Genomic DNA, 24,119 nt, shown 5'->3' on the forward strand with positions numbered 1-24,119 from the left:
AAAAGATTTCGATTTTTTAATTGACATTGATAATCATTATCATATAAAATTACAATTGAAAATGATTATCAATATCATGAAAATGATTGATTCCCTTATTTAAAATAAAAAGCTCGAATTAGAATAGAAGAGCCATTAAGGAGGCCGATGATGGATAAACATTTTATTATTTTAGAGCCGTTTCATCAGCAAGTAACATGTTGTTGTCCAGGTCAAAAGCATCAACACATGATTGAATTCAATGAAGGTGATTTATGGACAATGACAAGTGAGAGAAAGTATGTGGATTGCTTAGGTTGGCATTATTTAATTGATAATAACAGTGATTTTGAGTTTTATTTACATGTTGAAGATATAGAAGGTTTATATGAAAGCGGAGTACTTTGTTCATTGTGGGATATTGACCTTAAAATAAATCATTTGAATTTTAAAATAAACGAAGCACTTGATGTGAATGATCGAGAAGCATTTCTAACAATGGCAAATGATTTACGTAGTTTAAAAGAATTAAAGAATAGATTTTTTACAAATAAAGATGCTGTTTAAATAATTGTCATAAATAAAAACGTAAGATTTGAGGAGAGAGAAAAATGGCTAAAATTTTAATCGCTTTTGCAAGTATGTCAGGTAATACAGAGGAAATAGCTGAGTTAATTAAATCAAGTATAGATACAATGGGACATGATATTGAGATGAAAGAAATTGAAAATATTAATACTCAGAAATTATTAGAATTTGATGGAATCATATTAGGAGCTTATACATGGGGTGATGGAGAGCTTCCGTATGAAGTTGAAGATTTCTATGATGACCTTGAAAACTTAGAGTTAACTGGTAAAAAAGCAGCTGTATTTGGCTCTGGTGATCACGCTTATCCTAAGTTTTGTGCTGCAGTAGACATATTAGAAGAGCGATTAAAAGAATGTGGAGCTGAAATAGTAGAGGAAGGATTAAAAGTAGAATTCGCACCAGAAACAGAAGAAGACATAGAGAGTTGTGTCACATTTGCCATTAGCTTTATTAGCCAATTCGAAGACCAATTAGAGGGAACTGTATGAATAACATGTTCAGTTCTACAGCAGTAACAAGAACTGAAAATGGTAGTACGATTATAGCTACTGTAAATAATGGAATCATCATTGACAATGATGGAAACCGAACATTTAGTTTCCCTACAATAAAAAATCAGATTCGTGATTTAAAATGTGTAGGAAGAACAATATATGGTGTTGGCGATAATGGGATATTCATAAAGAGTATAAACGAAGGGAAAGACTGGAATATCGAACAGTTTCCTACAAAAGCGAGCGTATGGAGCGTATGCTGTAATGCAAAAGGACTTGTCGTAGCGCATGGAGATAAAGTAATTTACATATCAACAAATTATGGTGAGACCTGGAAGATTATTTCACCATTTAAAGTCAACAAACCACCTTCCATTCGCTCACTATGCTTACATGGAAATACATTATTTATCGGAACAAAAATTCATCCAATTAATGGTGGCATTTGGATGTTAGACTTAGGAACATTTAAAATCACTCGAGTAAAAACAGAGTCTGATAAAATGATTTCATCAATGCTAGTGAATAATGATTTACTAATAACGGTAAGTGGTTCATGTAGGGGCAGAAACGGAGTTGTAGAATATTCTTCAATCAAAAGTCTTTACGCAGAAAATGGACGTTGGGATCAATGCCACAGTACAATCAACAATGGAAGTTACTTAGATATTTGTGCACATAACGGAATCGTCTACACTAGCTCAAGTCAAAATGATTCTGGTTACAGCACCGTTTCAAGAGTATATTTAGAAAGTCAGCTAATTGTCCCATGCGATTACGTAAAAGGTCATGGCTGGAGAATCTGTAATGAAAATGAAAACTACATTGTAGCTGGACAATATGAAACTAGATTTTTTGAGAAAGATTCGAAAAGAGTGTGTTAATAAGGACAGGGAAAATGGAAGCTCCGATCGGGGCTTCTATTTTTTTGAGTATAGGTCTATTTGAAAAAAATAGGATATTCTCCTAAATTATATAAACGGTATGAAAGGCATAAATAGAATGATGGAATCAAAGTATATTGATATTTTTATTGTAGTAAATGCCAGATGAATTGCATAAGAATATTAATTAACCTGTGTTTTTAAACTGAGTATTATGCTGAAAGGATAGCTAATCCCCATCTTTTGAAAAAAGTTAAAAGGAGTGGTGTTATGCTTAAATCCCAAAAAGGCATCATATTTTTAGCTGTATTGATACTATTAGTAGTATACATTCTCATAAGACCTTCTTTTCAAATGAATGGAAATAATGAAAAAAATATTGTAAAAACGATTCATTCGATTGATGGTTATGAAAATAAAGACGCAATTGAAATCCTAAAAATTTTTGATTCTAATCATGGTCATGACCGAACAGTTGCTTTCTTATATGATAACTCTCCTGCATATATTCATTTCTATAAGAATAAAGATGGAAACTATAAATGGACATATGCTGCAAGTAAACGTGGTTCTACTGATGAGTTGTTTTTTGTTAAAATAGGAAAAGTAATGCACTCAGATCACGTACTTGTAGTTACAAATGCAGATACATCTGTGGCTAAAATAAAATTAACAGTTATAGGTGAATCCACAAAAGAATTTGTACTTATTTTACATCCAAAATCAGCTTCATTCATTAAATTAGAAAATATTCCTAAACCTCTAAATGGGCATGAATATAGGTTTGAATATGAGTATTTTGATAAAGATGGTAAGCAAATTAAATAACATAACTTAACAAACCTTTTGAATTCCTTTTATACTATTTTGTAAGAATTAGGAAATTCAAATGTAAAAGAGTAATATTCATAAAATAGAAAAAGGGGTATTTTATTATTATTAAAACTAAATGTAATCATGATGAATCATACAGAGTAGAAGCGGATTTTGCCGATCCAATTTGGTGTGCTAAGTGTAATTGGAATCTTGATATTGATGACTTTCGTATCTCTGAAGAGTTGTATAAAGATTTAATAGCATGGGTACTTGATTATCAAAGATCGATAGATTTGTTTAATGAACCTACACTTCCAGAGGATAAGAAAATTAAACATAATGCAACGGGGGTATTATTAGCCAAAAGAGTTCAAAGCGAATTGGGCATTCCAGTATTTTTTTATCCTTTAACTTAATAGTTAAGTTTGTTCCTTGTGCAACTAGTTATAAAAGGTCAAAATTCCCCCAAATTACAAATGAATTTCTGCGTTGTATTATAAAGTTAAGAAAATAACAAAGGAGTTTATTTTGACCATAATGAAATTTGGAATAAAAGGAGATTAATATGTTCGATTTCATTTACGCGATTTTACCTATATTAAATATGCTCTTTTTTATGGCGCTTGTCATTTACATCATTTTGAAGATTGGTAAGAAATTTAACAAAAAAATATTACGAGTTTTTGGGAGCATATTAATAGTTTATGTAGCTTTTGTTGTCTTGGTTGGAATCATATCTTATTTTTGAAAATGTCCCTTAAATACCCAATTAGATTGGGTGTTTTTTTCTTTTATTAGCGATTCTCTCAAATGACTTACATCCCACTAAAACTTACTTTTATATATTACTTCCGTCTTCATTTGAAATATAAGAAAAATGGTTCCTTAATTTAGAGACCCTCAGAGTGTTGAAATATATAATAGTCAATAGTTAAAATGTTACTAGATCTATTTGATGGTGAATTTCTTTTGATGATGCTATTGATTTGTTTTAATAGATAATTTGTTTTTGAAATACCGACGAACTTTAGTAATCGCTCATTTTCAGAATATAAATTATTGAGATGCTTATTGTTTGAAGAACAAACTTAATTATTTGTTTATAAGTAAACGATTTATAGTTATTCGCAAAGTTACTGAGTGTCTAATCTGTGTTTTTCTCAAACTAAAGGGGACTAATAAGGTGCTTTATTACATACTTTTTTATTTTGAATAGGTTGATTGGAACGGAGGGGTTCTCGACTCCTATGGGAGATGCAGGAAGGCTGAGACCCCGCAGGCAATGCTAGGCCAATGAAAAAGTAAATTTTGGTTAAAAATTACTTTTTCGGAAAAATCAAATCCCATAAAAACTTTGTTTTTTATAGCTAAAGTGGGAATGATAATCTATATTACATCCCATTTTAGAGATGAAAGTGGGGATGGGAAATTTAGGGAATTGAACATTTTCAAAAATCATGTAGTTTTTCAGCGGCCTCGGCAATGCCGAGGAGGCTCAGGTCTCGCCCCATGGAAAGCGAGAATCCTGTAGTGGAAATCAACATCAAAAAGCTTCTTTTACATTGAAAATATTGCTGATTAATTGACAAGTTCTTTTTTGAAAAGCAGGAAGGTCCCTAAATAAGGGACCCTCCTGCTTTTCATAACTCTATTCTGCAACCACCAAATGTGTATCTGTCTTACTAAATTTAGAAATAAAACTTTTATTGATTTGAGAATCAGTAATAATATAATCAATTTTTTCAAGTGGAGCGATGTGAACAGTGACGTTTTTACCAAACTTAGTGCTGTCAGCTGCTACATAATTTATGTTTGATAACTCGATTATTTTTTTCCTTGTAATAGCTTCCTCTAAGTTATAATCAGAAATTCCTTTTTCGATTGTAATTCCACTGGCGCAAATAAACGTCTTTAATATATTTAATTCATTAAAATTAAACAAATAATCGTACGTAACAACCGATTGTTCATTTCGTCTAATTTTACCACCGATGATGATCAGCTCAATTGAACTATTTATTAGTTCATTTATGATTGGTATCGAATTTGTAACGACTGTTAAATTCTTTTTATCCCTTATAAACTTCGCAATTTGCAGTGTAGTAGAACCACTATCTAAATAGATACAATCTCCATCTTCAATATGTTCAGCACATTTTTTGGCTATTTTTTCTTTTTCCTCTAAGTGGCTTACCATTCTTTCTTCCATAGAAGATTCAAAAAACTTCGATTCTGCTATTTTCGCGCCGCCATATATTTTCTCTATTTTACCTTGTTTCTCCAGTAGGTTTAAATCTCTTCGTAATGTATCAGTCGATATATTTAGAGCTTCCGTTAATTCAGTTATTTTTAAAACATTGTTTGATTTTAATAAATCAATTATTTTGTTTTGTCTTTCAAGTGGAAACATAACCTCACCTATTTTCGTATTTAATAATATGTGCTTACAGTTTAATTGAAATGAATGCATATTTTCAATAGTAGTAATGCAAATATTTGGTTAAAAGAATGTAAATATATGCATAAGTTATGCAAAAGTTACTTATAATTTACATATTATTTACTTAAAAAGCTAATTGGATTTACATACGAATTCTATACTTAGGTTGTACTTAAGGAGGTGGACAGTTTGCTGAAACTACAAAACGTAAGCAAACAGTTTGATAAAAAAGTCGTATTATCGGATATAAATCTTGAAATTAATACAGGAGAAATTGTTTCATTACTTGGTCCAAGTGGAAGTGGAAAAACAACATTATTAAACCTCATTTTAGGACTAACTCAAATGGATCAAGGACAAATAATTTTTAATGATGTAGATATTACTAAAACACCAATGAAAAATAGAGGATTCAATATTGTTTTCCAAGATTATGCGCTTTTTCCTAACTTAAATTCTTATGAAAACATAGTTTACGGTTTAAGAAATAAGAAAGGTCTTGTTTCGGATCAAGAATTGCAAGACTATATTGACTTTTTAGAGTTAAAGCCACATTTAAATAAGAAAATAGGGGAACTTTCTGGAGGACAAAAACAAAGAGTTGCACTTGCTAGAACATTAGTAACAAAACCAGAAATCTTACTATTAGATGAGCCTTTAAGTGCACTAGATGGTGTCATAAAGGAATCAATTAAAGAGCGTATTAAATCGATTGCAAGAGAATTTAAACTAACAACTATTATCGTTACACATGATCCAGAAGAAGCTTTAACTTTATCAGATAAAATTTTAATTATTAATGAAGGTAAAATCTCACAATTTGGTACGCCAAGCGAAATAATAAATGAACCAAAGAATCGTTTTGTAGAGGAGTTTATATTAAAGCAGCTACAAATTAAGAGACATAATATTTACAACTTATTTGGTGAGAAATATGCATAAAGTTAAACCAGAAATGCGAGTCATTTATATAGCAATATTCATATTATTTATCTCATTTCTATTAGTGCCATTAATTTCATTATTTTATCGCTCATTTGAAACGGATCATGGTTTTGGGATAAACAATTATATAACAATCCTATCAGACAAAAACTTAGTACAAGCAATTGTTAATAGTATTAAGGTTTCTACTTTAACTGCTTGTATCAGTACAGTCTTGGCCTTTATTTTGGCCTATTCGATTAATTGTACAAAATTGATTCAGCCTTTAAAAGGATTTATGAAAATCGTTATTCTCATTCCAATGTTACTTCCAACAATCACATATGGATTTGCGATTATTTATTCCTTTGGACAACAAGGATTAATAACAAAATTAATCGGAAGAAATCTATTTGAAATTTATGGTTTTAATGGATTGTTAATCGGATATGTAATCTATACATTACCAGCTGCTTTCCTATTAATTAATAACTCTTTTAAATATATTGATAAAAAATTTATGGTTGTATCTGAACTAATGGGTGATGGTCCATTTAGAAGTTTTAAAAATACAATTATTCGCCCGTTACTTGGTACGCTTGGTGGAGCTTTTGTTCTTTCATTCATTTTAAGCTTTACAGATTACGGTATTCCAGCTTCTGTGGGTGGTACATATTACGTTGTAGCTACCCAGTTATATCAAGTTATGCTTGGAGCGATTCCTAATTTTAATAATGGTGCAGTCATTGCGGTATTAATGCTTGTTCCAGCTGTCTTTGGAGTTTTATTGCTAAACTATCTTGAAAAATTCAATTTTCATTATGACAAGTTTACAAATGTTGAAATGATCCCCAACAAGTTACGAGATATTAGTTTTGGAATAGTTTCCACAATCATCTTAGTTGGGATTCTATCAGTATTTGCAGTAATGTTCATCGTACCATTTTTTATTAGTTATCCATTTAAATTAACTTTTACGCTACAACATTTCGTCGATGCTTTTCAATCAAGTGATTTAATAGGAGTTTATAAAAACTCGTTATTTGTCTCAATCTTAACAGCGGTTTTAGGAACGATTGTTGCATATAGCTCGGCATTATTAAATGTTCGAACAGCTATTAAACATAAATCTAAGCTAGTCATTGATTTAATTTCAATGTTAACAAACACTGTTCCAGGTATGGTTTTAGGTTTATCGTATTTACTATTTTTCAATAATAGTAGTTTAAAAGGAACATTCGCGATCATCATTCTATGCAATATTGTTCACTTCTTTACTACACCATATTTATTAGCGAAAAACTCATTATCCAAAATGAATCCTGGCTGGGAGACTACTGGGGAACTAATGGGAGATTCATGGATAAAGACAATATACAGAGTTGTTTTACCGAACTCTAAATCAACCGTTTTTGAAATGATTAGTTACTACTTTATTAATTCAATGGTAACGGTAAGTGGGATCATTTTCTTAATAACAGCTGAAACTTCCTTAGTTGCAAGCAAAATTAAAGAGCTTCAGCACTTTCAAAAATACGATGAAATATTTGTTTTATCTCTACTAATCTTTTTCACGAACTTAATCGTTAAATTCATCTGTGATTATTTTCAACGTAAAAGCGTTATTCAGGGGTAATCAACAAGTTTAATAAAAAAAAACAAAAGAGAGAGGTTATTTTATGTTTAAGAAATTTAGGGGAATTATGTTGTCAGTATTCGCATTATGTTTGGTTTTTTCATTAACTGCATGTAATAGTTCAAAAACGAATGCCTCAGGAAAAGTTGTTATTTATACAAATGGTGATGAAGAAGCTATTACATCAATGGAAAGTGCATTAAAGAAAGCAGGTTATGAAGGGAAATATGTATTCCAAACATTTGGTACTTCTGAATTAGGTGGAAAACTTATGGCTGAAGGCGACAAAATCGAAGCAAATTTAGTAACAATGAGTTCATACTTTTTAGATAGTGCTCAAGAAAAAAACAATATGTTTGAAGACTTAACATTTAAAACAAATTCATTAGAGAAATATCCTGCGTTTTATACACCAATTTTAGCTAACACAGGAGCGATCTTTGTAAATACGAAAGTAATGAAAGAAAAAGGATTACCAATGCCAACTTCAATTAAAGATTTGGCAAAACCAGAATTCAAAGGTTTAGTTTCAATTCCGAATATCATGGATTCTTCAACTGGATGGTTATTAATTCAAGCGATTATTACGCAATATGGAGAAACAGAAGGTAAAACAATTTTACATGATTTAATCGCAAACTGTGGTCCACATTTAGAAAGCTCAGGTTCAGGTCCAATTAAGAAAGTAGAAGCTGGAGAAGTTGCTGCAGGTTTTGGATTACGTCACCAAGCAGTACTAGACAAAAATGCAGGTTTACCAATTGACTATGTGGATCCTACAGAAGGAAACTTCTCACTAACTGAATCAGTTGCAGTTGTTAAAAAGGACAAGAAATCAAATGAATTAGCAACGAAAATGGCGGAAGTCATTATTAAAGATGCTCGTAAAGATTTAATCAAAGATTACCCAGTTGCTTTATACAATGGAGAAACTGTTAGCGACGAACATAAACCAGCTCATTCGATGAAATTTAGTCAACCATTATCAGTTAAATTATTAGAAGATCACCAACAGTTCTTTAACGCTGCAAAATAATTATCAAGGGGATGAAGGGTCATGAAAAATTATAAATTACTAACACCAGGTCCATTAACAACTACAAATACGGTCAAAGAAGAAATGCTCTTTGACCGATGTACTTGGGATAATGATTATAAAGAAATTACACAGAAAATTAGAACTCAGCTTTTAGATTTGGCAAAAGCTTCAAAAGAGGATTATACAGTTGTATTGATGCAAGGCAGTGGTACATTTGCAGTTGAATCCGTTATTAGTTCAACAATCTCTAAAAATGACAAAGTATTAATTGTGACGAATGGTGCTTACGGTGAGCGTATCGTAAAAATGGCTAAGTATATAGGTCTTAATTTCGTTCAATATAGCATTGCATATGATGAACTTCCAAAAGAGGAAGATCTAAGAGATATCCTTGAAAAGGATCAAGCTATAACACACATCGTGATGGTTCATTGCGAAACAACAACTGGTATTTTAAACCCAATTGAAATGGTAGCTGAGCTTTCAAAAGAATTTAATAAAACATTAGTGATCGATGCAATGAGTAGCTTTGGCGGCATTGAAATTGACGTGCAAAAACTGGAAATTGATTATTTAATTAGTAGTGCCAATAAATGTATCCAGGGTGTTCCAGGATTTGGCTTTGTCATTGCAAAACTTGAGAAACTTGTTAAGTGCGAGGGAATTGCTAGAAGTTTATCTTTAGATTTATTCGATCAATGGAAGGAAATGGACAAGGATGGTAAATGGCGATTTACTTCTCCAACGCATGTTGTTGCAGCATTTTCAAAAGCGATTGATGAATTAATTGAAGAAGGCGGAGTTTCAGCTAGATTTGCACGCTATCAAAATAATAACAGCCTTCTAAGAAAAAGACTGAAAGAAGTTGGCATTCACGCTTATATAAATGAGGAAAACCAATCACCGATTATTACAACGTTTTTATTCCCAAGTGAACAGTTTAGCTTTGAAAACTTTTATTACTTCATAAAGGAAAAAGGATATGTGATCTATCCTGGTAAGCTAACTGATGCTGATACATTCCGTGTAGGAAATATTGGCGAAATTTATGAAGAAGATATTCAAAGTTTATGTAACATTATCGAAGAGTATATGGGAGTGTTGACGAAATGAATAAAGTAGAAGGAATTATTTTAGATTGGGCAGGTACAACAGTTGATTTTGGATGTTTTGCACCAGTAAATGTGTTTATTGATATTTTTAAAAATGCCGGAATTGACGTAACAATGGAAGAAGCTCGTGCACCTATGGGAATGCTTAAAATCGATCATATTCGTGAAATGCTATCAATGCCTAGAATTTCTCAGCTTTGGATTGAAAAATACGAGAGACCGTTTAATGAACAAGATGTGAATATACTTTATGCAAACTTTGAACCAGCTCTATTGTCGTCACTTTCTGATTATGCGGAGCCAATTCCTGGAGTCATCGAAGCAGTACAGGAATTAAGAAATCAAGGACTTAAAATAGGTTCAACAACAGGATATACAAATAAAATGATGGATGTGGTTGTTCCAAATGCTGAGAAGAAGGGCTATTATCCAGACTTCTATATTACACCTGATGATACAAATTCATTTGGTAGACCTTATCCATATATGATTTATCACAATATGGAGGTGTTGAAATTAACAGCTCCTTGGAAAGTTGTGAAGGTGGGAGATACAATTTCAGATATTAAAGAAGGAATTAATGCCGGTGTGTGGTCTGTTGGTGTCATTATAGGAAGTTCAGAAATGGGACTTAGCTTAGAAGAGTTTAATAGCTTAACAGAAAGTGAGAAAGAAGCAATCATTTCGAAAACTGAACAATCATTTATACAAAATGGTGCAGACTTCACGATTAAACAAATGAGCGAGTTGCCTACGTTAGTTGAAAAAATAAATGAAGGAATTTTAAAAGGGAATAAGCCTAATGCTAACTAATCACTTGAAAAGAGAAGGCGATATTAACTCAAGTCAACTACGCACAGAATGGATGGATCAATTAAATTTGATTAGTAAAGAAGTCATTCAAGCTGACGAGTTAGTTTTTGTAAAGCAATCGATGTCTACGCCTTGTCTTAATGGGATTGTAGATGCAAAAGGAAGCTATTTAATTGATGTGAATGGGAATAAATATCTAGATTTTCATGGAAATAGCTCACATCAAGTGGGATATAAAAACCCGTATGTAGTTGATGCAATCAAAAGACAAATTGATGAACTTCCTTTTATTCCAAGAAGATTTACAGCTGAAATAGTCATTAAAGCTGCAAATGCATTAATAAACAAAACAACTTCAAAAGATTATAAAGTATTATTTACGCCATCTGGAAGTGCGGCAGTTGGATTAGCTCTTAAAATTGCACGAAAAGTGACCGGACGTCATAAAGTTATTTCATTGTGGGAATCGTTCCATGGTGCTGGTTTAGATGCGATTTCAGTTGGTGGAGAATTTGTTTTTAAAAAAGATATGGGTCCTCTTATGCCTGGTACATTAAAAGCAATTCCTTTTAATGGATATCGTAATCTATTAAAAAGTGAATCTCATGAAGATGTAGCCAATTTTTGTCTAGACCATATTGAATATATGATTGAGCACGAAGGTGAAATAGGAGCTATTATTTTAGAACCAATTAGAGCAACTGATACACATATTCCACCAAAGTCCTACTTTAAGAGACTAAGAGAGATTTGTGATCGAAATGGAATTTTATTAATATTTGATGAAGTTCCGACAGCTTTAATGAGAAGTGGCAAGTTTTATGTCCATCAAAATTTTGACATCGAACCTGATATTTTGGTCCTTGGAAAAGGTCTAGGTGGAGCGGTAATTCCTCAAGCGGCAGTTCTGACCCGTACTAAATATGATGTTGCTGAAGAAATATCACTTGGTCACTATACACATGAGAAACCAGCATTAGGATGTGCAGCGATTTGTTCAACAATCGAGTATATAGATGACTATAACTTGGAAGAAAATTGCCAAATTCAATCTAAGTACGTAAAGACAAAACTAGATGAGCTTTATGGGAAATATGAGAAAATTGGCGATATTCGAGTTGCAGGTCTATTAATCTCAATTGAACTAGTTAAGTCTCGTAAAACAAAAGAAAAGAATGATGAATTAGCTGAAAAAGTTCTTTATTACTGTTTAAACAATGGACTGTCATTTAAGCTTTCAGGAGGTAATTGCATAACTTGGCATCCACCTTTAATCGTTACAAAAAATGAGCTAGAGTTTGCTGTTGGACTACTTGAAGAAGGCTTGAAAAGGTTTAGTTAATTCGGATAAGTGTAGCTAATATTTAGCTACACTTTTTTTATGAAAATGATAAGGTAGGAGAGTTCATAATGACTAGTAAGTTGGTAAGTAGGGAACAAGGTGATATTAATTCTTCAACGAATAGAGATACTTATTGGAATCGTAATTTAAGTGAAAAGGCTAGAGAACTTTTTGAAGAAGATCAACAATACTTTTTACACCAAAGTTTAAGTACGCCCGTTTTAAATGTTTTAAGTAAATGTGACGGGGCTTATTTATATGACATGGATGGAAAGAAATATTTAGATTTACACGGAAATGGAGTACACAACGCAGGATTTAATAATGATTATGTTATTGAAAAAGTAATCGATGCTCTCAAGGAAAAAAAAACCTTTACTCCAAGGAGATATACAAATGAACAAGCCATAAACCTTGCCAAAAAGCTAGTTGAAATAACACCAAGAGGATTAGACCGTGTCTTATTTGCACCTGGTGGATCAGAAGCAATCGAAATGGCTGTCATGCTAGCAAAACAAATTACTGGTAAATGGAAGACAATTTCCTTTTGGGATTCATATCACGGAACAGGTTTTCAAGCAGCAAGCATTGGTGGCGAAGAACTCTTTAAAGGCGGAAACGGTCCGATGGTTCCTGGTGCATTGCATGTTGAATTTCCGAACTATTTAAGAAATCCTTGGAATTTTACAAACCAAGAAGATGTCGATAATGAAATACTTCGCCAAATGACATTACTTTTCGAAAAAGAGGGGGAAATAGCTTGCGTAATTGGTGAACCAATCAGCGCTACTCCAGTTATGCCGAGCAAAAATTTCTGGCTGAAAGTAAAAGAGTTATGTAATAAGTACGGAGCATTACTGATCTTTGATGAAATAATAGAAGGGTTTGGAAGAACTGGAAAAATGTTTGCGTTCGAACACTATGTTACACCAGATATTTTAGTTTTAGGAAAAACGCTAGGTGGAGGACTATTTCCCTTTGCTGGCATCATGACAAAGGAAGAATACAATATACTAGAAAATCGCTCAATTGGACATTACACACATGAAAAAAACGGAATTTGTGCCACTGCCGGATTAGCAACAATTGAATATATTGAAAATGAAAACTTAGTAGAAAATGCAAACCGATTAGGCCAATATTTAATTGAAGAACTTCGAAAAATGGTTGCTCGATATGATATCGTTGGTGGCGTAGACGGAATCGGATTTCATTTAGGAATTGATATCGTAAAAAACAAAGATACAATGCAAAGAGGAATTGAAGAAGCCGAATCAATTATGTATATGTGCATGGAAAATGGACTAGCATTCAAGTTGATTGAAGGTAATATTATAACAATGCGACCATCTCTTATATTAACAAAAGAAGAAATTGATTTTATTTTAGGGACGTTAGAGGATGCGATTAAAATGGTTGTTAGTGGAGAAGTGTATAAATAGAGAAAGCGAGAGTGGACTTTTTTGGGCCTCTTTTTGTGTTGGTAAATATGTTTTTGGGTGATTGTGGAATCGAAAATAAAATCGTGGAATCGCAATTAAAATCGTGGAATCGCAAATAAAAATGGGGAATCGCAAATAAAATTGTGGAATCGCAAATAAAATCGCAAATAAGCTAAGAAAAAACCCATTATTACGACCAAAATTAGCACATTAGTAGATGCTTTTAAAAGTAAACTAGCAAATTATCTTTAATTCCTTCTAAATTTAATAAAAAATGGATACAAATCTCTTAATAATATAAAAAGAAGTTTAAAAATAACAGCTACAAATGAAACGGGAAACTAAAATACTCTCTCCACGTTTTCAAATCAAAATAAAAAAGAACTGCCTAATAATCAGACAACCTGAATTACTAGACAACCCTTTATATCTATCAAATAATTTTTATTTCACTAATCCGCCTCTTAACTTAGTTACACCAAATTCTAAGTAACATTTTAAACAGCTAAGCATAAAAACCCAGCCTTCTTTATTGTCGATTAAATGATGAACATATTTATCGTCGCTTTCATTAAAGCCTTCTTCGACTACTTCGATGACCGTGCTATCTTGGTCTTGTTCATTTAATGTAATCGTTACGATATTTCCTTCTTCTGTAGGTCCCCAAGCGAACACGATCTTTTTGTTTGCCTCAACCTCGATGATCTTTATTTTACCTTCTGCGTTGTAAAGATCGTATTTTAAAGTAATAACTTTTCCTGTTTCCCATCTTTCAGAGCTTGAAGAGAACCAAAAATTACCGATTTTAGCAGGATCAACGAAAGCTTCAAAAATATCTTCTGCCGGCTTGAAAATTTTAAACGTAGTAACATTATTCATATAAAACAACTCACTTTCACATTATGTAATATGTATCATCATTAACTATTAAATTTATTTTAAACTTTTATCGCTGAATTGGGAACTTTAAGTCGTAATATTCTGTGAATAAACTTTATCTTTCTAAAACACATTCCCGAGCTACAATAAAGTTTATCAACAAAAAACAGTAGTTTATCAATAAAAATCCTCACTATATCAACAAAAAACACCATTATATCAACAAAGTTCACAACTTTATCAATAAAGTACATATTTTGTTCGTATTTTCTAACTCAATCAAAAAAGGATAGGCACAAGCCTACCCCTCTCTTAATATCGGTCCGATTCATGCCCCATATTTTTCGCTTTGTCAGAAGCGACATCAGCGGCTTCGGTACTCGTGTGTTCAGATCTATTGCTATTTGCTTTTTCTAAACCTTCACGTACTCTTCGTCCATATTCTTCGTCGGCTTTTGTAAAGTAGCTAACCATCGTTTCTTGAATATGAGGTTTACATATTTTTAATGCATCGACTAAATTTGAAACTAATTCATTTTTCTCAGTTTCGTCAAAAGCACGATAAGTGTTACCAGCTTGGATAAAGTCATTCGGTCGATCAATTTTTTGACGTACAAGTTTATTATTGTAGGAAGGCTCATGATCCTTTCCAGTTTTCGGTGCTTCTTTTAATCCACCTAATGATGAAGGCTCATAGTTTACATGTGGATTTTGTCCCGGTCCTATATCAACTTTATACTCCATTTGACCATCTCGTTGATTTGTAGCTACATGAGTTTTTGGTGAATTAACAGGTAGTTGTAAGTAGTTTGTTCCAACGCGATGACGTTGTGTATCTGAGTAAGAAAATGTACGACCTTGAAGTAATTTATCATCTGAAAAATCAAGTCCGTCAACTAGTACACCTGTTCCAAATGCAACTTGTTCAACTTCTGCAAAATAGTTTTCTGGATTTTTGTTTAGTACCATTTTTCCAACAGGTAAAAAAGGGAACTTCTCTGGGCACCAAAGCTTTGTAGGGTCAAGTGGATCGTAATCAAGCTCCGGATGTTCATCATCACTCATGATTTGTACACATAATTCCCATTCTGGAAAATCGCCTTTTTCAATTGCTTCGTAAAGGTCTTGAGTTGCGTGATTATAATTAGTCGATTGGATTTCGTTTGCTTCTAGTTGTGTTAGATTTTTAATTTCATGCTTTAGCGGTTCCCAGTGGTACTTAACAAGAACAGCTTCTCCATCTTGATTAACCCACTTATATGTATTAACACCAGACCCTTGCATTTGACGATAGTTAGCCGGAATACCCCATGGTGAAAAGATAAATGTAACCATATGAAGAGATTCAGGCGTTAAATGAAGAAAGTCAAACATTCTTTCAGGGTCAGGAAGATTTGTTACTGGATCCACTTTGAAGGAGTGAACCATATCTGGAAATTTCAATGGATCACGGATAAAAAAGATTTTTAAATTATTCCCGACTAAATCCCAGTTACCATCTTCAGTATAAAACTTTGTAGCGAAACCTCGCGGATCACGTAAAGTTTCAGGGGAATGTCCACCACCCACAACCGTAGAAAAGCGAACGAATACAGGTGTGTTTTTACCCTTTTCTTGGAACAATTTTGCTCTAGTATATTTAGCAATCTGGTGGTCTCCAACTTTTCCATAAGCTTCAAAGTACCCATGTGCACCAGCACCACGAGCATGCACAACTCGTTCTGGAATTCGTTCACGGTCAAAATGAGAGATTTTTTCAAGAAAGTCATAGTTTTCTAAAGTTGTTGGTCCTCGATTACCAACTGTTCGTACATTTTGATTATCAGTAACCGGATGGCCTTGTCGATTCGTCAATATTTCATCATTATCATTGTTTGCTTGATTATCCATAATTTGCCCCCATTTATACAAATTCAAAATTTAGAATGTCCATCTATTTGGAAGGATATGCAAATTTTTCCTGTTTGTTAAAACGTCTTTTTGAAAAAGTTTACAACTTAGATACATTTCATGTTTAAGTTCGAAACATTGATTCAATATCATGGAGATAGAAAGTGAGAGGAGGAATTAAAATGAAGAAAAAATTAGTAAAAGCATTAGTTTCAACTATGGCATTATCAGGAGCATTATTATTCTCAAATGGAGTAGTAGCACAACCAACTCATGCTAGTGCAGCAGTGGTAAGTGCTCCAATTAGTGTATATAAAGTAACTGCAAGTGTATTAAATGTACGCAGTGCACCAAACACAAGCTCAAAAGTTGTAGACACATTAAGAAAGAATGATCAAATCGAAATTGTGAAATTCTATAATGCTAGCTGGGCACAAATTAAAACAACTACTACCAAAAACGGAATTGCATATGTAAGCACAAACTACTTACAAAAGATCCCAACTATAGTTCAGGCAAAAGCAAATTTAAATTTACGCACTGGCCCTAGCACAAAAAATAAAGTTCTTACGGTAATACCTAAGGGTGCAAAAGTTAGTTTCCTTGGCTATCAAACAACTGGAAAAACCCAAATCGATTATAATTGGGCAATCGTTTCTTACAATGGAAAAAAAGGATTTGCTAGTACTAAATATTTAAATATGAAGTAAAGTTTTTAAACTATTTTCATACCGCTTGAGTAAATAACTTTGATTTTATCCAAATGAGAAGTTTAAAATATGATCTTCACTATTTGTTTCATTGTTCCATTTCCCCATAAACTGAGGGTGTCCTAAAAATTTAGGGGCATCCTCAGTTTTATTTTAATAGTGATAATAAGAAATCAGAAACTACAATTAGATGTGGAAGTGCAAATAAAAGAGTGAAATGTGCAAATAAGAATCGTAGAACTGCAATTAAATGTCGAAGTGCAAATAAAAATAGAGAATCTGCAATTAAAATTAGTAAAACTGCAAATAAATTCCCTAGCACCCCAAAATAGATTAGATATTACCCATACCGGTTAGGGTATTTCCCCTTAATAATTGTTCAAAAGTAGTTGCACGAAACTAGAAAATTAATAAATTTGCCCAAATTCTTCTTAAACAGCTAAAAAAGTAAAGAATTCTACTAAATTTCAATTAATTGAGACCATAAAATTCACTCTAATTAAAAAACACAACGAAAATACCCCTGTTTTGCTTCTACTCATCAAAAATATATCTCAAAATAAATAGAGGCAGCCTGTTAGTCAGTAACGGTGACTTTTAGGACTGCCCCTTTTCCTTATATAGAATTAAAAAGGAAGTACTTCATATGCTAATTTATTAATAATCTCTTTATGCTCGGGATATTTCTTATGTAATTGTACTCTAGTGAATAATTCAAAATCCTTAAAATCAAAGCCTGGTGAAACCATGCATCCTACTAGTGAAAAAGTGTTTTCTTCCATAACTGAGGATCCGAAAATTGAATTTTTTGGAACTAAATATTGTAGAACTTCTCCGTTTTCTAAATTTAATCCTAATTTGATTTCTTCGTATTGACCATTTTCATGGATGACATGAATTGTTAATGAACTGCCTGCGTGGAAATACCATAATTCATCAGATTTTAGTCTGTGAAAATGAGAAATATCATGTGATTGTAGTAAAAAGTAAATGCTAGTATAAAGCAATCTGTGGTCATCAAAATTTACGGATAATTCTTGATCTGAAATTTGTTCTTTTGATTGATAGGTAGATTTGTAATATCCACCTTCTGGATGAGCTTCTAATTTAAGTTTGGAAATCCAATATTCAGGATTCATGTTTACCATTTAATTAACCCCCAAAATGTATACTCTACTTCTACATATTACAGTATTCTTTATTAGATTGTTGATTTCAGTAAAAAAATATGAACTATTTTTTCTGGATATAAATGAATATCTGAGTTCTCAGAATTTCGGTTAAATGGGCAGAATTTTCCCAATATACAAATTACGATAAATAGATTACATTAAACTTATTAAGAGAAAAAATATGGAGCGGAAGTTCGATGTTTAAAAAAGGAATTTTATATTTATTGGCGTTCTTTACAATTTCACTCATTGTTAATCAAACCATTTTATCGAAAGAAGAAAAACCAGTAGTTCAATTTGAACTTGCAGATAAAACTATACCGTATAAAATAGCAAATTATTCTTGGGGAAAATTATTGGATAAGGATAAATTAGTAAATGTTTCAGATCAAAATATTAAAGAAGATGCAGCTATTCCTGCCTTTCATGGGGACCTTATAAAAATTCATTTTTCAAAGCAACCCGAAAATATAGAAGTTTTAGAGCGAACCGCCACTAAAAATTCATATATTTATAACCAAAATTTAGATAGTAAAGGTAGCTATTCTTTTGCACTTGGTTCTAGAAAAGGGGAAAGAGTATATGAAGTAAAAGGTATTTGGAAAGGGAATAATTATTTTACTTATTTGATCAAAGTAAAGATTATATGAAAAAATTACTTCAAGCTAGAAGTAATTTTTTTAGTTTTAAACGATTTTCTAGCATTCTTTCCAGCTTTTAACCCTATGCTCATTTTTTTCCTTAAAACATGTATTTTAAGAAACGATTCATTTCGAAAAAAAGTTGAAATGAGGTATAATATGAAATAGAGAATGTTTGGCTATCCTTTAGTAGTAAGAGTTAGCTATAGTAATTGTAAAGAATGTCAAACATAGTAAATTAATCGTAGATTCAAAGTTGAAAGAGAGTGGGACAAGATGGGTCGTAAATGGAATAATATTAAAGAAAAGAAAGCTTCAAAAGATGCAAATACTAGTCGTGTTTATGCAAAGTTTGGACGTGAAATATATGTAGCAGCGAAGCAAGGTGAGCCGGATCCAGAATCAAACCAAGCTTTAAAAGTTGTTCTTGAGCGTGCGAAAACATATAGTGTACCAAAGCATATCGTTGATCGTGCGATTGAAAAGGCAAAAGGTGGTTCTGAAGAGAGCTTTGATGAACTTCGTTACGAAGGATTTGGACCTAATGGTTCGATGGTAATTGTTGATGCATTAACAAATAACGTAAACCGTACAGCTGCAGAGGTTCGTGCTGCATTTAGTAAAAATGGTGGTAATCTTGGCGTAACAGGTTCAGTATCATATATGTTCGATGCAACTGCTGTAATTGGACTTGAAGGTAAAACTTCTGATGAAGTACTTGAAATTTTAATGGAAGCGGATGTAGATGTTCGCGATATATTAGAAGAGGAAGAGGCAGTTATTGTTTACGCTGATCAAGACCAATTCTATTCTATTCAAGAAGCATTTAAAAACGCTGGTATTACAGAATTTACTGTAGCTGAATTAACAATGCTAGCTCAAAGTGACGTAGCATTACCAGAAGATGGACTAGCTAAGTTTGAAAAAATGTTAGATGTTCTTGAAGATATAGAAGATGTTCAACGTGTTTACCACAATGTAGACTTAGGTGAATAATAATTAAAAAAACATAAAATAAACGCTTTCGTTTAGGTGATTTGATATTCATCTAGATGGAGGCGTTTTTTATTTCAACAATATAAAATTGACTCAAATGAGTACTCAATTTTTACGAACCATAACTGGCAGACAGGAAAATAGTAATGTAAGAGAGAATAGTATTGTTAGCTAAGATTTGCGTGGAAATTATCGAATATTATATTCAATTTGAGGAGAACCATACATATGAAAAAATTTATGAAGGTTGTAAAATCCGCAGCTCTAAGAATTGGTGTATTTTTGTTAGTTTTAGCAACTCCGGTAGGCATTTTAATGAGCTTTAACGCCAATGAGCGTAATAAAATTGCGGAAGAACAAGGAAACACTTTTTATGAACAATATATTGGTGAAAAAGGATTAAAGTTAGACGAGCAACGTAGAAATGCCGTAATTCAAGTTAATAATCAATCTGTAGATTTTAAAGCTGGAGGGAAAAATAGTGACTGAGACAATTGAAAAAGAAAAATTTACCCATAGGCAATTTGCTGTATCATGTTTTAACAAAGTGTGGGACTTACTAGAATTAGAAAACCGTTCTCCTAGTGAAACAGAAGAAATGGTTCATTTATGTCACAGTTCATTTTGGCATTGGACAAAAGTAGAGGAGCATACGCCAAAAAATGTGTCGATTGGATATTGGCAATTATCAAGAGTATATGCTGTGATCGGACAAGGGGATACAGCTTTAGACTACGCAGAAAAATGTATTAAAATTAGTTTAGAGGCGGAGTTGGAGCCATTCTACATAGCATATGCATATGAAGCTTTATCAAGAGCATGCGCAAAACTAAGTAGAGTTACAGAAAGTCAAGCTGCTAAAACAAAAGCGCTTGAATATACACAACTTGTAAAGTATGAAGATAGTAAAGAATTATTAATGAAAGATTTAGAAACAATCTAATTGATAAAAAGAAAAAGTAGACTTATAAGATTGAGAAGAAACTACATATGACTTAAATGGGAGGTCTCAAAGTCAGAGTACTTAGAGACTTCCTTTTTTTATAAATTGAGTAGGGGAAAAACGCAAAATTTACAATAAGGTCAAGCGAACAGAAAATGCAAATTAATACGAGAAATCATTAATAATACTAAAAAAGCCACAAGGAAAATTAATTTCCTAGTGACTTTCTTCGGGGACGTGGACTTTATAGAGAACATTTTTCCATCTAAAATGACTTTAAATAATTTTTAAATCGTATATATTTGCAATTACCCATTTATTTTTTAATTTAACAAGATCAAGAGTTACATTATATATATTTCGTCCATTTTTATAATTTACTTTAGGACACGTCTTACCATCAAACGTAATTTCATATTTTACATGTATAGTAGCAGTATGATCTTTCTTATTTAAATGGATGACAGATAAATTATCACCGATGAATTTCGCGTCAATTACATTGGACATTATTTTAGTAAAGTAGAAAGAATGTGTGTTAATTTTTAATGAATCAACAACAACAGAGTTATATTTCTCGACGTCTTTCCATTTTATAGCCGTAATATAATTTCTTACAGAATCCTGGACGCTTTGTTCAACGATCACTTCTGTTGAAGCTTCGTCGTCTAATCTTTTCTGTTTTTCTTTTTCAATAGATAGTTTTAATGTTAAGATAATAAGGAAGATTATACCAAAAATTACCAAATATAGAGTGGGTGATTTTTTAGCCATATGAGACCCCTACAACTTTAAATTGATTTAGAAGATTACTAGTTTGAATAGTTTTCAAAACTTGATGACTGGAAATTTAAAACTATATTTATATTATTTATAGAAATATTATTGGCTTAATCAAAAAAATCGCAAGATGTAATAGTTACATCTTGCTTTAATACTGGTTATTAAATGGGGGTGCATTTAAAAAATACTAATGAAGTTATTAATCTTTAGTATCGTTTAATTGCTTGTAAAGAAATCATACCATTATGTTTGACTTTTTTGTATTGGGAAAATTTTTTGAATATAATTTGTCTAAAAATTATCAGAAATTTATATTAATATGTCGGTGAATCTACTAAAATTTAATTATTAGGATGAGATTAAAAATATTAATATAGAATTTATTTATTATTTATCATATGAAATATCTATTTTAAATAAAGATGAACAGGAGATTTAATTATGGATTATGGCATGATGATCTTTCATCATCGAAAGAAATTAGGTTGGACTCAGGAGAAATTATGTGAAGGGATTTGTTCTGTTTCACACTTAAGTAAAATTGAAAATGGTACAAAAGAAGCTGGTATAGAAACGATTGGGTTACTTTTAAAGAAGATGCAAGTCGAGATAGATGAGAATGACATTATAGATGAAGTGACTATTCAGCTCAAACGATTATGGAATTCTATAGAGCGAGCTGACTATGACTCTAGCAAAATGCTATATGAAGAATTAATCAATAAAGAAGATAAGATAAACTATACTAATATATCAAATGATTTTTATATTACAATTTGGAGATATTATATTTTTATCGAAGATCTTAAAAAAGCAAAGAAAAAATGGAAACAACTTGAAGCAAAAATGAAGAAATTTTCCCAATATGAATCAATAAAATATTTGTTTACACTATCAATATATTACATAAAAGAAAAAAGATACAATGATTCACTTCAAGTAATGGATGAAGTCCAAGAAATTACACCGAACCTTGAAATTGATTTTCAAGAATACTGCTTTTATAGAGCTTTAGTATACAGTTATATTAATCAGACCTCTTTATCAATGTATTTTTGTAATAAGGCAATCCCTATTTTTCTACAAAATAATAATATTAAACGAATTCTAGATGCAAAAATGTTACTTTCACTTCAATTAATTAAAAGTAAGTTATTAGATCGAGCTGAGCAATTTCTAATCGAAATACTAGATGCTTCTGTAATACTAAGCGATAAAACGATACAAATGAGCGCATTACATAATTTAGGCTATTTATACTATCATTCTAGTCAACATAAAAAGGCGATTAGATATTATGAAGAATACTTATCGAACATACAAGAGGGAACTGAGGAGTATTTTTTAGTCATTTCAAATATAGCTAACAATATGATGATCATGAACAATTACGAGACTGCTACTCAATTGTTATGCGAAAATCTATCTAAAATAAAAGATAGAAATAGTGCATCTTATATTAGAATGAAAGTTTTATTACTTGAAGCAAAAAAGGATGAGGCTAATTTAGTGACTTATTTACGTAAAATTGCTTTGCCATTATGGATTGAATATAATGACCACGAAAAATTAATTAAATATTATGGGGTTGTTGCAGATTACTATGAAAAACACGAATCATTAGAAAATCAAAACTTGTTATATAAAGAATACAATAACACTCTATTAAAAATAATCGAAAGCAGGAAATAACAAGATGAGAAGAATATCCAGCATTATAACAATATTGTGTATGATGACTGTATTATCTATGAATTATGAGCCAAACTTAGTTTCAGGCGGAACTGACACTGCGATTGTTTCAACTGATTCTGAAAGTCCAATTTTCTCAGACGATGGGCAAACAAACGGTTCTTTTGACGGAGAGATTCAACTATTCAATCGATGGAATCGTTGTTTTGTTGATGAACCAATTCATCCTAAAGTAGAAAAAAATTTATTTTTTAGAACTAAATAAATTGATAAATAAGTATCATACATTCAGTGTGGTGCTTTTTTAATTAGGAGGGAACTTTTATGGTTTTTGATGATTGTTTTAAAATAAATGAGATAATGAAAGGGTTTAATAAAGGATGGTATATTGCTGGTGGATGGGCAATTGACCTTTATTTAGATAAGGAAACGAGAAAACATCATGATATTGAATTCGCGATTGCCCGTAAGGATCAATTAAGTCTGAAAGAGTATTTAAATGAGTGGAAGTTTAATAAAGTCCTTAAAGGGGAATTAACAAATTGGAAGAATGAATATCTAGAATTACCAATCCATGAATTGCATGGTAGGAATGATCAGACGAATAGTGAGTTAGAAGTCTTACTAAATGAAATTGAATTCAATGAGTGGAAATTTAGAAGAGATAAATCGATTACTTGTAAACTAGACTCATTTTACAGCTTTTCAAAAGAGGGTATTCCATACTTAAATCCTGAAATAGTACTTTTATATAAGGTTAGTAATACGAGGGAAAAAGATCACGAGGATTTTAAAAATGTGATTAATTCATTGAACGAGTTCCAGAAAAAGTGGTTGCGTGAAGCAATTTTGCGCCATCATCCTAATCATGAATGGTTAGATGGGTTAAACTAATAATTTG

Annotated in this window: 23 protein-coding genes and 1 pseudogene; 19 read left to right on the top strand and 5 right to left on the bottom strand. The window is 31.8% G+C overall.

Annotated features, from left to right (window positions below):
• The first annotated feature begins 150 nt into the window (after nt 1–150).
• From CN692_RS00460 to CN692_RS00475, 4 genes are all read left to right on the top strand, one after another.
• Nucleotides 151–546, top strand: a complete 396-nt coding sequence (locus CN692_RS00460; protein WP_098117044.1) for a hypothetical protein — start codon at nt 151–153, stop codon at nt 544–546.
• Between the two features lie 44 nt (nt 547–590).
• The gene (locus CN692_RS00465) at nt 591–1,058 is read left to right on the top strand and encodes a flavodoxin (RefSeq protein ID WP_098117045.1); all 468 of its coding nucleotides are present in this window, start codon (nt 591–593) and stop codon (nt 1,056–1,058) included.
• Complete coding sequence (locus tag CN692_RS00470; RefSeq protein WP_098117046.1) at nt 1,055–1,948, top strand: WD40/YVTN/BNR-like repeat-containing protein; 894 nt, start codon at nt 1,055–1,057, stop codon at nt 1,946–1,948. Before CN692_RS00465 ends, CN692_RS00470 begins: the two co-directional genes overlap by 4 nt.
• 270 nt (nt 1,949–2,218) lie before the next feature.
• A complete protein-coding gene (locus CN692_RS00475) occupies nt 2,219–2,776 on the top strand; it encodes a hypothetical protein (protein WP_098117047.1) in 558 nt (185 codons plus the stop codon).
• Nucleotides 2,777–4,412: 1,636 nt separating this feature from the next.
• Here the strand turns inward: CN692_RS00475 and CN692_RS00485 are convergent.
• Nucleotides 4,413–5,174: a DeoR/GlpR family DNA-binding transcription regulator gene (locus CN692_RS00485; protein WP_098117049.1), complete on the bottom strand. Its 762-nt coding sequence runs from the start codon at nt 5,172–5,174 to the stop codon at nt 4,413–4,415.
• A 219-nt stretch (nt 5,175–5,393) separates the two neighbouring features.
• Here CN692_RS00485 and CN692_RS00490 point away from each other — a divergent pair, with 219 nt between their 5' ends.
• From CN692_RS00490 to pbfA (CN692_RS00520), 7 genes are all read left to right on the top strand, one after another.
• Complete coding sequence (locus CN692_RS00490) at nt 5,394–6,146, top strand: ABC transporter ATP-binding protein (protein ID WP_098117050.1); 753 nt, start codon at nt 5,394–5,396, stop codon at nt 6,144–6,146.
• On the top strand, nt 6,139–7,764 hold the full coding sequence (locus tag CN692_RS00495; protein ID WP_098117051.1) for an ABC transporter permease subunit: 1,626 nt from the start codon (nt 6,139–6,141) through the stop codon (nt 7,762–7,764). The genes CN692_RS00490 and CN692_RS00495 overlap by 8 nt, the downstream gene beginning before the upstream one ends.
• A 43-nt stretch (nt 7,765–7,807) precedes the next feature.
• Nucleotides 7,808–8,800, top strand: coding sequence for an extracellular solute-binding protein (locus CN692_RS00500; RefSeq protein ID WP_098117052.1), 993 nt, complete (start codon nt 7,808–7,810; stop codon nt 8,798–8,800).
• Nucleotides 8,801–8,821: 21 nt separating this feature from the next.
• Nucleotides 8,822–9,916, top strand: a complete 1,095-nt coding sequence (gene phnW / locus CN692_RS00505) for a 2-aminoethylphosphonate--pyruvate transaminase (protein ID WP_098117053.1) — start codon at nt 8,822–8,824, stop codon at nt 9,914–9,916.
• Nucleotides 9,913–10,728 (top strand): phosphonoacetaldehyde hydrolase, encoded by an 816-nt coding sequence (phnX, locus tag CN692_RS00510; RefSeq protein ID WP_098117054.1) that lies wholly within the window; start codon nt 9,913–9,915, stop codon nt 10,726–10,728. Before phnW ends, phnX begins: the two co-directional genes overlap by 4 nt.
• Nucleotides 10,718–12,070: a (R)-1-hydroxy-2-aminoethylphosphonate ammonia-lyase gene (gene pbfA, locus CN692_RS00515; protein ID WP_098117055.1), complete on the top strand. Its 1,353-nt coding sequence runs from the start codon at nt 10,718–10,720 to the stop codon at nt 12,068–12,070. The genes phnX and pbfA (CN692_RS00515) overlap by 11 nt, the downstream gene beginning before the upstream one ends.
• 68 nt (nt 12,071–12,138) lie before the next feature.
• On the top strand, nt 12,139–13,512 hold the full coding sequence (gene pbfA / locus CN692_RS00520; protein WP_098117056.1) for a (R)-1-hydroxy-2-aminoethylphosphonate ammonia-lyase: 1,374 nt from the start codon (nt 12,139–12,141) through the stop codon (nt 13,510–13,512).
• 444 nt (nt 13,513–13,956) lie between these two features.
• On the opposite strand, the gene CN692_RS00525 is transcribed toward pbfA (CN692_RS00520), so the two are convergent.
• Nucleotides 13,957–14,391 (bottom strand): SRPBCC family protein, encoded by a 435-nt coding sequence (locus tag CN692_RS00525; protein ID WP_098117057.1) that lies wholly within the window; start codon nt 14,389–14,391, stop codon nt 13,957–13,959.
• 312 nt (nt 14,392–14,703) lie between these two features.
• Nucleotides 14,704–16,263: pseudogene (locus CN692_RS00530) on the bottom strand (catalase); the annotation flags it as partial.
• 200 nt (nt 16,264–16,463) lie between these two features.
• Here CN692_RS00530 and CN692_RS00535 point away from each other — a divergent pair.
• Nucleotides 16,464–16,991: an SH3 domain-containing protein gene (locus CN692_RS00535; protein WP_098117059.1), complete on the top strand. Its 528-nt coding sequence runs from the start codon at nt 16,464–16,466 to the stop codon at nt 16,989–16,991.
• A 626-nt stretch (nt 16,992–17,617) separates the two neighbouring features.
• Here the strand turns inward: CN692_RS00535 and CN692_RS00540 are convergent.
• Nucleotides 17,618–18,139 (bottom strand): cupin domain-containing protein, encoded by a 522-nt coding sequence (locus CN692_RS00540; RefSeq protein ID WP_098117060.1) that lies wholly within the window; start codon nt 18,137–18,139, stop codon nt 17,618–17,620.
• A 221-nt stretch (nt 18,140–18,360) separates the two neighbouring features.
• Here CN692_RS00540 and CN692_RS00545 point away from each other — a divergent pair, with 221 nt between their 5' ends.
• From CN692_RS00545 to CN692_RS00560, 4 genes are all read left to right on the top strand, one after another.
• Nucleotides 18,361–18,813 carry a hypothetical protein gene (locus tag CN692_RS00545; protein ID WP_098117061.1) on the top strand — a complete coding sequence of 151 codons (453 nt, stop codon included), beginning with the start codon at nt 18,361–18,363 and terminating at the stop codon, nt 18,811–18,813.
• Nucleotides 18,814–19,080: 267 nt separating this feature from the next.
• Entirely contained in the window at nt 19,081–19,800 is a 720-nt protein-coding gene (locus CN692_RS00550) for a YebC/PmpR family DNA-binding transcriptional regulator (RefSeq protein WP_098117062.1), read from the top strand.
• A 228-nt stretch (nt 19,801–20,028) separates the two neighbouring features.
• Nucleotides 20,029–20,289: a hypothetical protein gene (locus CN692_RS00555; protein WP_098117063.1), complete on the top strand. Its 261-nt coding sequence runs from the start codon at nt 20,029–20,031 to the stop codon at nt 20,287–20,289.
• Nucleotides 20,282–20,743, top strand: a complete 462-nt coding sequence (locus CN692_RS00560) for a hypothetical protein (RefSeq protein ID WP_098117064.1) — start codon at nt 20,282–20,284, stop codon at nt 20,741–20,743. The genes CN692_RS00555 and CN692_RS00560 overlap by 8 nt, the downstream gene beginning before the upstream one ends.
• 276 nt (nt 20,744–21,019) lie before the next feature.
• Here the strand turns inward: CN692_RS00560 and CN692_RS00565 are convergent, their stop codons facing one another.
• A complete protein-coding gene (locus CN692_RS00565) occupies nt 21,020–21,517 on the bottom strand; it encodes a hypothetical protein (RefSeq protein WP_098117065.1) in 498 nt (165 codons plus the stop codon).
• Nucleotides 21,518–21,967: 450 nt separating this feature from the next.
• On the opposite strand from CN692_RS00565, the gene CN692_RS00570 reads away from it, so the two are divergent.
• Genes CN692_RS00570 through CN692_RS00580 form a run of 3 tightly spaced genes read left to right on the top strand, consistent with a single transcriptional unit; the run spans nt 21,968 to nt 24,112 of the window.
• Nucleotides 21,968–23,218 (top strand): helix-turn-helix domain-containing protein, encoded by a 1,251-nt coding sequence (locus tag CN692_RS00570; protein ID WP_098117066.1) that lies wholly within the window; start codon nt 21,968–21,970, stop codon nt 23,216–23,218.
• A gap of 4 nt (nt 23,219–23,222) precedes the next feature.
• Nucleotides 23,223–23,483: a hypothetical protein gene (locus CN692_RS00575; protein ID WP_142317358.1), complete on the top strand. Its 261-nt coding sequence runs from the start codon at nt 23,223–23,225 to the stop codon at nt 23,481–23,483.
• A gap of 59 nt (nt 23,484–23,542) precedes the next feature.
• Complete coding sequence (locus CN692_RS00580; RefSeq protein WP_098117068.1) at nt 23,543–24,112, top strand: nucleotidyltransferase domain-containing protein; 570 nt, start codon at nt 23,543–23,545, stop codon at nt 24,110–24,112.
• Nucleotides 24,113–24,119 lie beyond the last annotated feature (7 nt).

The organism is Bacillus sp. AFS002410 (assembly GCF_002556365.1).
GTDB lineage: Bacteria > Bacillota > Bacilli > Bacillales > Bacillaceae_G > Gottfriedia.